Consider the following 12,900-nt stretch of genomic DNA (forward strand, 5'->3'; position numbering starts at 1 on the left):
GTGCGGCCACGGGAGCGACGTGCCGCAAAAAGCGCCGCCCGGAGTACCCCGCTGGCGGACCAGCAGGGCATTCCGGGCGACAGCCTTCGAGGTCAGAAGCCGATCACGGCCTTACTGCGCGGCGCGCGCGACCACGCCGTGGTGCATCACGAACGCGACCTTCTCCAGCCGCGTCACATCCTCCAGCGGCGACCCGCTGACCGCGATGATGTCCGCGCGCTTGCCCGGCGTGATCGCGCCAATGTCGTCGCGGCCGAGCGCGTCGGCGGCGGAGACGGTGGCGGCACGGATCGCGGCGGCGGGAGTCATCCCCGCCTTCACCAGCAGCGCGAATTCCTGCGCGTTTTCGCCATGTTTCGATACGCCGGTATCGGTGCCGAACGCGATCTTCACGCCGGCGGCGATCGCCTTGCTGTGGCTTGTCATCGCGGACGCGGCGGCGGCTTCGGCCTTCGGGATCGTATTCGCCGGCAGCGCGCCCGCGCGCGCCTGCGCCAGCGCGGTGATCGGCGCGATCATCGTCGGCACGAGATAGGTGCCCCTGGCCTTGAACAGCCGGATCGCTTCATCATCGAGGAAGGTGCCATGGTCGATCGTGTCGACCCCGGCCTCGATCGCCGCCTTGGTGCCTTCCACCGCATGGCTGTGCGCGGCGACCTTGCGGCCAAAGCTATGCGCGGTGTCGATCAGCGCGCGCATCTCCTCCGGGGTCATCGCGCGGCCAAGGCCGCCCGCGACGTTCGAGAGCACGCCGCCCGTCGCCGCGAACTTGATGACCTGCGCCCCGAGGCCGACCTGCGCGCGCACCGCGCGGCGGCAATCATCCGGCCCGTCACAGGTGTTGATCTGATGCTCGTGCACCGCATCGGACCATTCCTCGGCAAGCCCGTTGCTGCCATCGCCATGGCCGCCGGTGATCGAGACCATCTGCCCGGCATTGACGATCGACGGGCCTTCGACATCGCCGCGCTCGATCGCGTCGCGCAGGGCGCGAACGCCGCGCGGATTGCCGCCGAGATCGCGCACGGTGGTGAAGCCCGCGTTCAGCGTCTTGCGCGCGTTGAGCTGCGCCTGGATCATGTAATCGGCGTCATCCATCGTCATCGCCATCAGGCGCGACCGCATGGGATCGCCGCCGAAGCCCCACAGATGGACGTGCATGTCGATCAGCCCCGGCAGGACGAACTTGTCGTTCAGCTCGATCAGCTCCGCTGTCGCCGGCGGCACAAGGAAACCGTCGCGAACCTCGGCCACCTTGCCGTCGCGCACGATGATCGTGCTTTTGCCGCGCGGCGCCTGCCCCGGCTGATCGAGCAGCGCGCCCGCGTGGATATAGGTGACCTTCGCCGGGGCGGCGGTCTGCGCGATGGCCGGCGCGGCGGTGGTGACCGCGAGCGCGATCAGCAGCTTTTTCAACATTTCCTCTCAATACTCCCGATCGGGCGGGGCGCTTTTGGCGCGCCCCTTCGTACCCGAAGCAACGGGGTAGAGGACAGATCGACCGCCGGGCAAGCGATCAGTTCACCCTGGCTTCATCAGGGCGCGTTTTTGGCGACGCTTTGCGCCATCCGGCGCAATTGTTCGGGGCTGGCTTCCTGCTGGTGGCGCACCTTCCATTCGGCATAGGGCATCCCGTAGATCGCGGTGCGCGCCTGTTCGCGGCTCAGCCCGCCGGCCTCGCCGACCCAATCCGACAGGCAGTTGCGGCAAAAGCCCGCGAGCCCCATCAGGTCGATATTCTGCGCATCATCGCGATGCCGCAGGTGGCGCACCAGCCGGCGGAATGCCGCTGCCGCCGCCGCGTCGTCGATCGCGTCGATCGGGTCCATCATCGCTCTCCCGGTTTGATCGGTCATGGATTGTCTTTAAGGCAGCCGGCTAATCACTACGAGGACCATCATGACAAGAGCGATCAGCCCCCGCAGCCGTAAGGTCCGCGTGCTTGCGACGCTGGGGCCGGCCAGCAGCACGCCGGCGATGATCGCCGCGCTGTTCGAAGCGGGCGCCGACGCTTTCCGCATCAACATGAGCCATGGCGATCAGGAATCGAAGATTCCGGTGATCGCGGCGATTCGCGCGCTGGAGAAGAAATACGGCCGCCCGACGACGATCCTCGCCGATCTTCAGGGGCCGAAGCTGCGCGTGGGGCGCTTCACCGGCGTGCGGGTGATGCTCGAAACCGGCGCGACCTTCGTGCTCGATCGGGAAGACGCGCCGGGCGACACCACGCGCGTCAGGCTGCCGCACGCGGAGATTTTCGCGGCGATCCAGCCGGGCGCGCGGCTGCTGCTCGATGACGGCAAGCTCGTGCTGCGCGTGGTGGAAAACGATGCCGATCGCATCGTCACCGTGGTGGAGGTGGGCGGCGCGCTCAGCGACAGCAAGGGGCTGAACGTCCCCGATGTGGTGCTGCCGATGGCGGCGCTGACCGAGAAGGATCGCAGCGATCTCGCCTTCGCGTGCGAACATGGGGTGGACTGGATCGCGCTGTCCTTCGTCCAGCGGCCGGAGGATCTGGCCGAGGCACGGCGGTTGATCGGCGGCAAGGCGGCATTGCTCGCCAAGATCGAGAAACCGGCGGCGATCGACCGGCTGGAGGAGATCGTCGAGATGTGCGACGGCGTGATGGTCGCGCGCGGCGACCTCGGCGTCGAGCTGCCGCCGCAATCGGTGCCGCCGCTGCAGAAGCGCATCGTGGAGGTGTCACGCCGGATGGGCCGCCCGGTGGTGGTGGCGACGCAGATGCTCGAATCGATGATTAAATCTCCCTCGCCCACCCGCGCCGAAGTGTCCGATGTCGCCACCGCGATCTACGACGGGGCGGATGCGATCATGCTCTCGGCGGAAAGCGCCGCGGGCGATTATCCGATCGAGGCGGTGGCGATGATGAACGCGATCGGCGAGGCGGTGGAGCGCGATCCGATGCACGGCGATCGCGTGCATTTCACGGTGATGCGCCCCGATCCCACCACCGCCGATGCGCTGGCCGAGGCGGCCAAGAATATCGCCCGCACCGTGTCGGCGAAGGCGATCATCTGCTTCACTACCTCCGGTTCCACCGCGCGGCGCGTGGCGCGCGAGCGCCCGTCGGTGCCGCTGCTGGTGCTCACGCCGAAGATGGAGACGGCGCGGCGGCTGGGGCTGTTGTGGGGCGTCCACGCCGCGCACACCCGCGATGTCGAATCGTTCGAGGAGATGGTCGCCAAATCGAAGCGCATGGCGCTGCGCCACCACATCGCGGCGGCGGGCGACAGCGTGGTGGTGATGGCGGGCGTGCCGTTCCGCACGCCCGGCTCCACCAACGTGCTCCATGTCGTGCGCATCATCGGCGACGAGTTGAAGAATTACGGCGAGCGCGCCGAGTAACGCCGGTCGTTCAGCGCCCGGCCCGGTGCCGGGCGCTGAACGACCGCTACGCCCCGAACGTCTTGGTCACGCCGATGAAGATGCCGCGGCGCGGGCCATATTGCGGCGCGCCCACGCCCACGCCCCTGCCGTCGCGAATCTCGTAAACGTGATCGAACAGGTTGATGACGTCCAGCCGCACGTCGATGTTCGGCCCGGCGAGATGGTGGCTCGCGGTGAGGTTGAACTGGGCGTAGGGCGTCAGATGCGCGCCGTTCGGCACGATGCTGCCGTCCGCCAGCGCAAGGCTGGTGCGCAGCCCCGATCCGTACATCATCGACGCGCCGATCGCGGTCCGCGCGAGCGCGCCGTGCTTGATCGAATAGGTGACGCCGGCGGAGCCGGTGAAGGTCTGATCGTGATCGAGGAAGATATAGTGATTGGCGATATAGGCCAGTTCATCCGGATCGAACGCGAACTGGCTGGAAACGATGCCGCGCCCCTTGGCGCGCGCCACCGCGAAATTGGCGTAGGCGTTCCACCCGCCGCGCGAATAGGCCATGTTCGCCTCCACCCCGCCGATCCGCCCTTGCGCATAGTTGAACGGGGTGAGGATGATCGGCGCGCCGAACTGGCCTTCGTCGATCAGGTTCTTCGAGATGCGGTAATAAGCGTCGACGCCATAAGTGAGTGAACTGCTCGGCTTCGCCTGAAAGCCGATGTCGAAATAATGCTGGCGTTCCGAATAGGGCGTGGTGTCCTCAGTCACGATCGGCGCCGCGCTGGTGCCGGCGAACTTGCCGATGCTGGCCGCGCCGACCAGTTCGAACGGCGGCGGCACGAAATAACGCGCATAGCCGGCATGGATCGTGAGCGTAGAATCCGGCTGCCACACCAGATTGACGCGCGGGCTTAGCTGATCCTCGGTGCGATAGGCGGCGAAGCGATCGTAGCGGGCGCCATAATTGAGCGTCAGCGTCGGCGTGAGCTTCCACTCGTCCTGAAGATAGGCGCTGAAGGTCGTCGCGTTGCTGGCGGTATTGTCGGTGATGACGAACGGCTCGCCCGATTGCGCGCCCGCGGCGTCGACCGGGAATACGTGGGTGGAGGTGTCGCTGGTGCTGTGATCGTGGATGAGCAACAGGCCGCCGCGCAGCGTATGCGCGCTGCCGAGGTGATAGACCGCGTCGATCTGCCCGCCGAGCGCCAGATCCTGCTTCAGCGCCGCCTGCGCCTGCCCGTTGAACAGCAATTCGCCCAGCACGTCCGGGCGATAGGCGAGCGACGAATAGCGCGCGAACAGCGATGTCTGGACCGTCAGCGGCTCGGCATCGTGCAGCCAGCTCAACTGGCCGAAGCCGGTGCGCTCAAGCTGGGTTTCGTCCAGTCGCTCGCTGGGGAAGGCGGACTGGCCGGCGACTTTCCATGTGCCATCCGGCTGGAGCCCGACGGGATTGGGAATCTGGAACCACTGGTTCGAATAGCCGCCGACGAACGACACGCGATTGCTCTCGTCGATGATGTGATCGACATAGGCGAACGCCTGATATTGATCGGTATCGTCATGGATCGCGTGCGCGCGACCGTTGACGTTTTCGATCCCCATCGCATCGTGGCGATAATCGCCGGAGACGAAATAGTTCGTCTGCCCGCTCGATCCGCCATAAGTGAAGCTTGGCTCGTAGGTGTCGCGGCTGCCGCCGTAGAGCGACACGGTGCCGCCGTTTTCGAACATCCCGCTTTTGGTGGTGATGTCGATGATTCCCGCACTGCGCAGGCCATATTGCGCGGGCAGCGCGCCGGTCAGCAGATCGACCTTGTTGACGAGGCGGGGCGAGAGCGTCTGGCCGAACACCGCCAGCCCTTCGGGCAGCACGGTGCCGTTGATGCGATATTGCAGGCCGTTGTGATCGGCGCGGACGTGGAACTGGCCGAATCCGTCCTGCACCACGCCCGGCAGTTGCAACAGAATCTGGTTGAACTGCTGATTGTCGCCGCCGGGCAAATCCTTGATCGCCGCGCTGTCGACGCCATAGCTGGTCGCGCCGAGGCTCGGCTGGATATGCGCGCGCGCCTCATCGAGCCTGCGCGCGGTGACGACGATATCCGGAGGCGCGGCATCGCCCGCCTGAGGCGTGCCAGCAGGCGGATTGTCTTCGGCCCGCGCGGGCGCGGCGGCGATGAAGGTGGAGGAAAGAGCGAGAAACGCGATACCGGCCAGCAACTTAGGTCGCATGACAACTCCAAGAGATACTGTATCATTCTCCCGGCAAATTTGGGCTAGGCGCTCTTTCCGGCGGGCGCAAGTCTATTCGCGCCGCGCGCCGACGGCCCGCTAAAGCGCGAAGCCCAGCGCCCTCAGATCGGCGCGCAGCCGTTCCGCATCGGTGAACAGCAGCGCGTGCATACCCACCGCCGCCGCGCCATCGACATTGGCCTGTCGATCATCGACGAACACCGCGTCCGCCGCGTCGATGCCGAAGCGATCGAGCGAAAGGCGATAGATCGCCGCATCCGGCTTCATCAGCCGTTCCTCGCCCGAGACGACGATATCGCGGAAACGATCGAACAGCGCGCGTTCGCGATGCCGGAAGGGCGGGAAGAATTCGTGGCTGAAATTGGTGATCGCGAACAGCGGCACGCCCGCCGAATCGAGATCGCCGACCAATGCGGGCATCCCCGGCATCGGCCCCGGAATCTGTTCGGAAAAACGTGGCCCCCAGGCGGCGATCAGCGCGGCATGTTCAGGGAATCGCGCGATAAGCTCCGCCGAGGTGTCGGCGAAATCGCGCCCGCGATCGTGCTGGAAATGCCATTCGCGCGTGCAGATATCGCTGAGGAACACGTCAAGCGCCTCATCATCGGGGATGAGGCGCTGATAAAGGATCCGGGGATCCCAATCGTACAGGACGTGCCCAACGTCGAAGATGACGTTGCGAGGGTTGGGCATGGCAGCCTTCACCCCTTGGCGCGCCGGGGCTGGATCAGCCCTGACGTGCCTTGAAACGACGATTCGTCTTGTTGATGACGTAGGTGCGGCCGCGACGACGGATCACGCGGTTATCGCGATGCCGGTCCTTGAGCGACTTCAGGCTATTGCGGATCTTCATGGTGGATTCGCTTCTTGAATACGGGGTTCTGGTGAAAGGCTGGCCGCCTAGTCCCGAGGGCCTTGCAAGTCAAGCCGGAGCGCGCGACGAAGCGGGTGCGTTGCACTATCGCAAGAACAAGGATTCGGGTCATGCGCAGTTTCGTCGTTGCGATTGCCATCGGGGCGGGGGCGGCCGGCCTTTCGGGCTGCGCGACCACGCCGGGCTCCTTTCCGGTGCAGGTTTCACGCTATCATTTCGATGCGATGAAATCGCGCGGCACGATCACGGTGGCGCCGCTGCCGGGCGGCACCGTCGCGAGCATCGAATATAAGACCTATGCCGCCGCGGTTGAGGCCGAATTGCTGCGCGCGGGCTTCACCAGCCCGCCGCCGGGGACGCCGGGCGAATATCTCGCCACCGTTTCGTTCAGCCGCGCCGAGCGCCCGCTGCCGCCCAAGCGCTCACCGTTCACCATCGGGATCGGCGGCGGATCGTTCAGCGGCGGGCGCGGCGGCGGGGTCGGGCTGGGCGGCGGCGTGAGCTTCCCGGTCGGCGGCCAGCGCGATCGGGTGGGGATCGTATCCGAACTGTCCGTCCGCATCCGCCACGGCGCGGACGCGATCTGGGAAGGGCAGGCGCAATCGCTGACCGACACCAGCGCGCCCAATGTCGATACGCAGGCGATCGCGGGCCGACTCGCCCGCGCGCTGTTCACGGGGTTCCCCGGAGAGAGCGGGCGCACTATCGAGGTGAAATGAGCCTTACGATCAATTCCGCCTTCGATGGCGGCAACATCCGCGTCATCGGGCAGGACGGTGGCAAAGTCGATCTGGAGATCGTCAACGATCACCAGTCCGATTTCTATCAATGGTTCTATTTCCGCGTTGCCGGGCTTGGCGGCGGCGAACGCGTGACCTTCCGTATCCTGAACGCCGCCGGTTCCGCCTATCCGTTCGGCTGGCCGGGGTATCAGGCGCGCGCCTCGGTCGATCGCGTGGACTGGCGGATGATCCCCACGCGCTACGAAAACGGCGTGCTGGAATTCGACTGGAGCGGCGACGCACAGGTCGCGTGGTTCGCCTATTTCGCGCCGTTCACGATGGAGATGCACGCCGATCTGATCGCGCGGATCGCGCGCCGCCCCGGTGTCGCGCATCGCGAACTGGGCCTCAGCCTCGATGGCCAGCCGATCGACGCCTTCACGCTCGGCAGCGGGGCGAAGCAGGTGTGGCTCTATGCCCGCCAGCATCCCGGCGAATCGATGGCCGAATGGTGGATGGATGGCGCGCTCGACTGGCTGACCAGCGATGCGGCGCGCGATCTGCTGGCGAAGGCGACCGTCCATGTCGTCCCGAACATGAACCCGGATGGCACGCGGCGCGGCCATCTGCGCACCAATGCCGCGGGCGTGAACCTCAACCGCGAGTGGCATTCCCCCACGCCCGAGCGCAGCCCCGAAGTGCTGTGCGTGCGCAACGCGATGGACGAAACCGGGGTGGATTTCGCGATCGACGTGCATGGCGACGAGGCGATCGCCGCCAATTTCATCGCCGGGTTCGAGGGCATCCCGTCATGGACCGACGCGCATGGCGAGAAATTCTACGAATATGGGCGCCGGCTCGCCGCCGCGACGCCCGATTTCCAGACCGAGAAGGGCTATGACAAATCCGCCCCCGGCAAGGCCAATCTGTCGATGTCGACCAATCAGCTCGCCGAGCGATTCGGCGCGGTATCGGTGACGCTCGAAATGCCGTTCAAGGATCACGCGCCCAATGCGGACCCGGAATTCGGCTGGAGCCCCGAACGATCGCGCCGCCTCGCGGTCTCCTGTCTGGAGACGCTGGCTGGCATGATCGACGGGATCTGACGCGGTGGAGCTGCGCGCGGGCGGGCTCGATGATCCGCGCGTCCGCGCGCTGATCGCGCATCACCTCGCCGAAGCGCGCGGCGCCACGCCCGCCGATAACGCCCATGCGCTCGGCGCGGCGGCGCTCGATCGTCCCGACATCAGTTTTCGGGCGATGTGGGAGGGGGAGGAACTGCTCGGCATCGGCGCGCTGCGCCGGCTCGACGCCGACCATGCCGAGATCAAGTCGATGCGCACCGCGCCCGCGCATCTGCGGCGCGGAGTGGCGCGGGCGATCCTCGCGCATCTGATCGCGCTGGCGCGGGAGCAAGGCTGTACGCGGGTGAGCCTGGAAACCGGCACCGCGCCGATGTTCCACGCGGCGAACCGGATGTACGAAGCGGTGGGCTTCGCCGATTGCGCGCCCTTCGGCGGTTATCCCGCAAGCCCGCACAACCGTTTCATGACGCTGGCGCTATAGTTCGTAGGTGGGGTCGTCATCGTCGTCGGGCGGGAGCGGCGGATAGACGATCGGCTTGTCCCCGAAATATTTTCGCACGATGCGTTTGGTGCGGGCGAACATATCGTTCTCATTCTCGTTCGGGTCGATCTCATCGGGGTAGGTGTACGTGGCAGTGAAGCGCCCGTTCTCGATAAGATATTCTATCTCGACCCAGCGTGGTTTCGAGTCCTGAGCTTCCCATAGATCGAGAAGCGCGTCGCCGAGCGTGTCAAGATCCGGCCTTCGATAAAGGACGTGATTGCCGAGATTTTTGAAGATCGACGGCGCGACCATCGCGTGATCTAATTCCGCGTACAGAAGCGTTCCGTCGAGCGGATATTCGGTGTCATTGGCAAGGAGTTGACCTATTTCGACAAGAAGGCGCTGTGTCGCATCATTTTCCATGGCGATTCGCTCCATTTTCGTTGTCAAATTTGAGGCTTCGCTCGTGATTGTCGACAGTGAACCATACGTTGATTCGGAAGGGCCGTCGGGATCTTCCCTCATAAACCGGGACAATTTTCACAAATACGGTCTTTCCCGCTTTTTTCTCACGCGCCCACTCATTTTCAACCGCGCGATAGCGACTCCGATTGAAGTTCGCATCCTGCGCGAAATGGTTGAACGCATCGGTCGGTCCATTGAAGCGAGCCGCAATATAATGCCCGCCGTCATCGCTCCGCCTGCGATCAGCGCCACCTGCTCGTGCTTGGGTCGTGCGGGAACGAGGCGAGATTCGAGTGGTGTCGAGATAGCCGGAAACCCTCCGCGTTCGTGCATTCTCGTCGAGTTCGTAATCATATCCGTTGCGCAAGATGTGCGTGCGCTGTTCGGCCGGCTTTGCCACTGACGCCGCTGGCGTGGGCGCGATTCGCTGCGCCGACTTGATGGCGCCTGATGCCCGGGCGCGCGCCGCGCGACCGCGTTGCTTGCGCTCCCCTGGAGTTTCCCAGCCACCCGAGGCGCCCCCGCCTCCGGAAAAACCGCCCCCGCCCAAGCTCCGTCCATAATAATTGCCCGAATTGGCGAAGGTGAAGCGACCGTCCCGCGGATCATGTCAGGGATTGAATTTCAGTTCCGTGCCGTCGGCGTCGCGTGCGACCGGCCAATATCCTGTTCGCAGCCACGTCGAAAATGCGTGCCGCCGCTGTTCCTCCGAAATCGCGATCATGTTGCCCCGCCGTCTTGAACGGTGAGGACATTTGAAGAACATTGCTCAACAAATCAATCCATGTCGCATCCCGCCGCTGGCTCTGTTAGCAAGGCGCGATGAGCACCACTCGCGGCATCTCGCCTTCGCTTTTCGTCTTTTCCATTTTCTATGGCGGCATGGTCTGCATCGCGGGCGTGCTGGGCAACAAGCAGGTCGCGGTAGGGCCGCTTGCGGTGGAGGCGGGGATATTCGCTTTCCTGCTGCTCGTCGTCACCTCCAGCGCGATCGCGGAATTGCACGGGGCGGCGATCGCCACCCGGCTGGTGCGGATCGGCTTCGTGCCGCTGATCGCCTCGCTGTTGCTCACGCTCGTCGTGCTTGCCGTGCCCGCTTCGCCGGCGATGGACCCGGCGCGGCTTTCCGCGTTCGAACTGATGATGACGGGCACGCCGCGCATCTGGGCGGGCGGGATCGTCGCCTATGGCACGTCGCAGACGCTCAACGTCACGATCTTCGCCTGGCTGAAGGGGCGGGAGGGCGGCAGCCTGTTGTGGCTGCGCGCCGGGATCGCCAGCGTGCTGAGCCAGATCGTCGATACGTTGCTGTTCGTCACGATCGCTTTCTGGGGCGTCTTTCCGATTCGCGAGCTTCTGCTCGGCCAGATGCTGACCAAGGTGATTCTGTCGGTGATCCTGGTGCCGTCGCTGATCTATCTGTTCGTGGCGCTGGGGCGCAGGCTGGATCGCGCCACCTGACCTGGCGTTGCCCTCAAGGCATTTGCCCCGTAAGCGCGCGCGCATGAACGATCACTCTCCCGCGCCCGATCTGCTCGCCAAGGCCGAAACGCTCGTCGAGGCGCTGCCCTATCTGCAACGCTACGCCGGCCAGACCTTCGTGGTGAAATATGGCGGGCACGCGATGGGCGATCCCGAGGCGCAGCGCGATTTCGCCGAGGATGTCGTGCTGCTGAAGGCGGTGGGGATCAACCCGGTCGTCGTCCATGGCGGCGGCCCGCAGATCGGCGCGATGCTGAAGCGGCTGGGGGTCGAATCGCGCTTCGTCGATGGCTTGCGCGTCACCGATGCGGAAACCGCGCAGGTCGCCGAAATGGTGCTGGCGGGCTCCATCAACAAGGAGATCGTGAGCTGGATCACCCGTGCGGGCGGCCGCGCGGTGGGCATTTCGGGCAAGGATGCCGGGCTGGTGCAGGCAGAGAAGGTTGGCCGCAGCAAGCCCGATCCGTTGCAGGGGATCGAACGCAACGTCGATCTGGGCTTCGTCGGCGAGCCGGTGGCGGTCGACCGGCGGCTGATCGATTCGCTGGTGCGCGACGGGATCATCCCGGTGATCGCGCCGGTCGCCGCGGGGGCGGACGGCCACACCTACAATATCAACGCCGATACGATGGCTGGCGCGATCGCCGCCGCGCTCGGCGCCTCGCGCTTCTTCCTGCTGACCGATGTGGCGGGCGTGCTCGACAAGCAGGGCGCGCTGATGACCGATCTGACGCCGGCGGATATCGCGCGGCTGCGCACCGACGGCACGATTTCGGGCGGCATGATCCCAAAGCTCGAAACTTGTGTCGCCGCGGTGGAAGCGGGGGTGGATGCCGCGGTCGTGCTCGACGGGCGGGTGCCGCACGGCATGTTGCTGGAGATTTTCACCCGGCGCGGCGCGGGTACGCTCATTCGCCGCAAGTGACGCCGGTTCTGTCCCATTTCGGCACTGGTGTCGTTAACATACTATTTAGAATCGGAAAAATCGCGTAGTCAAGAACCTGCCGAGTCGAAAAATAATCGAGGGTCCCGGCGCTCGTCGCACATCGCAATGGGAGCAGGTTATGAAAAATATCGCGATTTTGGGGGCAGCCGCACTGGCGTTCGTCTCCGTCAACGCCGATGCGGCGGTGACAGTCAACTTTGCCGGCGGTTCGGGTGCGACCGCGCCTGGAACCACCGTTTTCCAGAATTTCGACAGCTTCGCCTCCGGCGCGGCGCTGCCAAGCGGCACCAGCGCTTTTGCCTATGGCGCGTCGATTGCGGGTGTTGCGGCTCGCCCGGCTTATGGCAGCACCGGCAATTTCGCCGCGGTGCTTGGTGGCGGCAACTGGACGGTCAATTTCGCGCCGACCTCGATCTTCTCGTTCGTGCTCGGTTCGCTCGACACCTATAATTCGCTGACGCTGCATTTCGTCGGTGGCGGATCGACCACCTATGTTGGCGGCCAGATCATCAACGATCTGATCTTCCCGAGCGGGGACCAGATCAGCGGCGAAACCAACGGGGTTGTTTCATACAACGCCGGCGGCGGCCCGCTGATTAACGGCGCGACCTTCTCGTCCCGGGAGAACTCCTTCGAGTTCGACAATCTCGCCCGCGCGGTGCCGGAGCCGGCCACATGGGCGCTGATGATCCTTGGCTTTGGCGCGATCGGTGGGGCGCTGCGCCGCCGCCGCACGAGCGTGGCCTACGCCTGACGCACAGATTATTCCTTACGATCCGGGAAAAGCCGTCGGCCTGATGCCGGCGGCTTTTTCTTTGTGGGTTCGGCCGCGGTGGCCGCATGGTATCGGTCATGGGCATTGTCGCCGGGCGGTTGCATGGGCTAGGCGGTTGCCCGGAGCTAAATAGACTAAAGAGGGCCGCGTGCTGACGCTCACCATCATTCAGATCCTGCAGGTGCTGTTGAACGTCGCGTGGTGGGTCATCATCATCCAGTTCGTCCTGTCGCTGCTGATCGCGTTCAACGTCGTCAACATGCAGTCGAATTTCGTGCGTAGCATGGCTTATGGCTTCGATCGGCTGACCGAGCCGCTCTATCGCCCGATCCGGCGCATCCTGCCCCATCTCGGCGGCCTAGATCTGGCGCCCGCGGTGGTGCTGCTCGGGATCGCGATCCTGCGCATCGTTCTCGGCAATATCGCGCTCAGCGTGGTCGGCGGCGGTATCTGAGCGCCTGGAAG

15 protein-coding genes are annotated in these 12,900 nt (G+C 65.1%); 8 read left to right on the forward strand and 7 right to left on the reverse strand.

Features of this window, described 5'->3' with window-relative positions:
• Nucleotides 1–111: 111 nt before the first annotated feature.
• Complete coding sequence (locus tag Q0316_RS02445) at nucleotides 112–1,419, reverse strand: amidohydrolase family protein (RefSeq protein WP_298669190.1); 1,308 nt, start codon at nucleotides 1,417–1,419, stop codon at nucleotides 112–114.
• A 116-nt stretch (nucleotides 1,420–1,535) separates the two neighbouring features.
• A complete protein-coding gene (locus tag Q0316_RS02450) occupies nucleotides 1,536–1,829 on the reverse strand; it encodes a DUF1244 domain-containing protein (protein ID WP_298669409.1) in 294 nt (97 codons plus the stop codon).
• A 70-nt stretch (nucleotides 1,830–1,899) separates the two neighbouring features.
• Between Q0316_RS02450 and pyk the strand changes: the two genes are divergently transcribed.
• Complete coding sequence (gene pyk, locus Q0316_RS02455) at nucleotides 1,900–3,366, forward strand: pyruvate kinase (protein ID WP_298669193.1); 1,467 nt, start codon at nucleotides 1,900–1,902, stop codon at nucleotides 3,364–3,366.
• 46 nt (nucleotides 3,367–3,412) lie between these two features.
• Here pyk and Q0316_RS02460 read toward each other — a convergent pair whose 3' ends face one another.
• From Q0316_RS02460 to ykgO, 3 genes are all read right to left on the reverse strand, one after another.
• Nucleotides 3,413–5,581 (reverse strand): TonB-dependent receptor, encoded by a 2,169-nt coding sequence (locus Q0316_RS02460; protein WP_298669196.1) that lies wholly within the window; start codon nucleotides 5,579–5,581, stop codon nucleotides 3,413–3,415.
• 99 nt (nucleotides 5,582–5,680) lie between these two features.
• Nucleotides 5,681–6,295: an HAD family phosphatase gene (locus Q0316_RS02465; RefSeq protein WP_298669199.1), complete on the reverse strand. Its 615-nt coding sequence runs from the start codon at nucleotides 6,293–6,295 to the stop codon at nucleotides 5,681–5,683.
• Between the two features lie 34 nt (nucleotides 6,296–6,329).
• Entirely contained in the window at nucleotides 6,330–6,455 is a 126-nt protein-coding gene (ykgO, locus tag Q0316_RS02470; protein WP_003046794.1) for a type B 50S ribosomal protein L36, read from the reverse strand.
• Between the two features lie 131 nt (nucleotides 6,456–6,586).
• On the opposite strand from ykgO, the gene Q0316_RS02475 reads away from it, so the two are divergent.
• Genes Q0316_RS02475 through Q0316_RS02485 form a run of 3 tightly spaced genes read left to right on the forward strand, consistent with a single transcriptional unit; the run spans nucleotide 6,587 to nucleotide 8,764 of the window.
• A complete protein-coding gene (locus Q0316_RS02475) occupies nucleotides 6,587–7,195 on the forward strand; it encodes a hypothetical protein (RefSeq protein WP_298669204.1) in 609 nt (202 codons plus the stop codon).
• A complete protein-coding gene (locus Q0316_RS02480; protein WP_298669207.1) occupies nucleotides 7,192–8,304 on the forward strand; it encodes a M14-type cytosolic carboxypeptidase in 1,113 nt (370 codons plus the stop codon). Before Q0316_RS02475 ends, Q0316_RS02480 begins: the two co-directional genes overlap by 4 nt.
• Before the next feature lie 4 nt (nucleotides 8,305–8,308).
• Complete coding sequence (locus Q0316_RS02485; protein ID WP_298669210.1) at nucleotides 8,309–8,764, forward strand: GNAT family N-acetyltransferase; 456 nt, start codon at nucleotides 8,309–8,311, stop codon at nucleotides 8,762–8,764.
• On the opposite strand, the gene Q0316_RS02490 is transcribed toward Q0316_RS02485, so the two are convergent.
• Complete coding sequence (locus Q0316_RS02490) at nucleotides 8,759–9,190, reverse strand: hypothetical protein (protein ID WP_298669213.1); 432 nt, start codon at nucleotides 9,188–9,190, stop codon at nucleotides 8,759–8,761. The two genes, Q0316_RS02485 and Q0316_RS02490, sit on opposite strands and share 6 nt — an antisense overlap.
• Entirely contained in the window at nucleotides 9,180–9,632 is a 453-nt protein-coding gene (locus Q0316_RS02495; RefSeq protein WP_298669216.1) for a DNA/RNA non-specific endonuclease, read from the reverse strand. The genes Q0316_RS02490 and Q0316_RS02495 overlap by 11 nt, the downstream gene beginning before the upstream one ends.
• A gap of 422 nt (nucleotides 9,633–10,054) precedes the next feature.
• Between Q0316_RS02495 and Q0316_RS02500 the strand changes: the two genes are divergently transcribed.
• From Q0316_RS02500 to Q0316_RS02515, 4 genes are all read left to right on the forward strand, one after another.
• A complete protein-coding gene (locus Q0316_RS02500) occupies nucleotides 10,055–10,693 on the forward strand; it encodes a queuosine precursor transporter (RefSeq protein ID WP_298669219.1) in 639 nt (212 codons plus the stop codon).
• A 43-nt stretch (nucleotides 10,694–10,736) separates the two neighbouring features.
• Nucleotides 10,737–11,639, forward strand: coding sequence for an acetylglutamate kinase (gene argB / locus Q0316_RS02505; RefSeq protein ID WP_298669222.1), 903 nt, complete (start codon nucleotides 10,737–10,739; stop codon nucleotides 11,637–11,639).
• A gap of 139 nt (nucleotides 11,640–11,778) precedes the next feature.
• Nucleotides 11,779–12,414: a PEPxxWA-CTERM sorting domain-containing protein gene (locus tag Q0316_RS02510; RefSeq protein WP_298669225.1), complete on the forward strand. Its 636-nt coding sequence runs from the start codon at nucleotides 11,779–11,781 to the stop codon at nucleotides 12,412–12,414.
• A gap of 172 nt (nucleotides 12,415–12,586) precedes the next feature.
• Complete coding sequence (locus Q0316_RS02515) at nucleotides 12,587–12,889, forward strand: YggT family protein (protein ID WP_298669411.1); 303 nt, start codon at nucleotides 12,587–12,589, stop codon at nucleotides 12,887–12,889.
• The last annotated feature ends 11 nt before the right edge of the window (nucleotides 12,890–12,900 follow it).

Origin of the sequence: uncultured Sphingomonas sp., from assembly GCF_937871615.1 — a bacterium.
Lineage (GTDB): Bacteria > Pseudomonadota > Alphaproteobacteria > Sphingomonadales > Sphingomonadaceae > Sphingomonas.

Excerpts from the sequence above, each read along its gene's own strand:
- pyk (WP_298669193.1), top strand. The coding sequence starts at position 1,900 with ATGACAAGAGCGATCAGCCCCCGCAGCCGTAAGGTCCGCGTGCTTGCG.
- ykgO (WP_003046794.1), bottom strand. The coding sequence starts at position 6,455 with ATGAAGATCCGCAATAGCCTGAAGTCGCTCAAGGACCGGCATCGCGAT.
- Q0316_RS02445 (WP_298669190.1), bottom strand. The coding sequence starts at position 1,419 with ATGTTGAAAAAGCTGCTGATCGCGCTCGCGGTCACCACCGCCGCGCCG.
- Q0316_RS02500 (WP_298669219.1), top strand. The coding sequence starts at position 10,055 with ATGAGCACCACTCGCGGCATCTCGCCTTCGCTTTTCGTCTTTTCCATT.
- Q0316_RS02465 (WP_298669199.1), bottom strand. The coding sequence starts at position 6,295 with ATGCCCAACCCTCGCAACGTCATCTTCGACGTTGGGCACGTCCTGTAC.
- Q0316_RS02450 (WP_298669409.1), bottom strand. The coding sequence starts at position 1,829 with ATGGACCCGATCGACGCGATCGACGACGCGGCGGCGGCAGCGGCATTC.
- Q0316_RS02480 (WP_298669207.1), top strand. The coding sequence starts at position 7,192 with ATGAGCCTTACGATCAATTCCGCCTTCGATGGCGGCAACATCCGCGTC.
- argB (WP_298669222.1), top strand. The coding sequence starts at position 10,737 with ATGAACGATCACTCTCCCGCGCCCGATCTGCTCGCCAAGGCCGAAACG.
- Q0316_RS02475 (WP_298669204.1), top strand. The coding sequence starts at position 6,587 with ATGCGCAGTTTCGTCGTTGCGATTGCCATCGGGGCGGGGGCGGCCGGC.
- Q0316_RS02510 (WP_298669225.1), top strand. The coding sequence starts at position 11,779 with ATGAAAAATATCGCGATTTTGGGGGCAGCCGCACTGGCGTTCGTCTCC.
- Q0316_RS02490 (WP_298669213.1), bottom strand. The coding sequence starts at position 9,190 with ATGGAAAATGATGCGACACAGCGCCTTCTTGTCGAAATAGGTCAACTC.
- Q0316_RS02460 (WP_298669196.1), bottom strand. The coding sequence starts at position 5,581 with ATGCGACCTAAGTTGCTGGCCGGTATCGCGTTTCTCGCTCTTTCCTCC.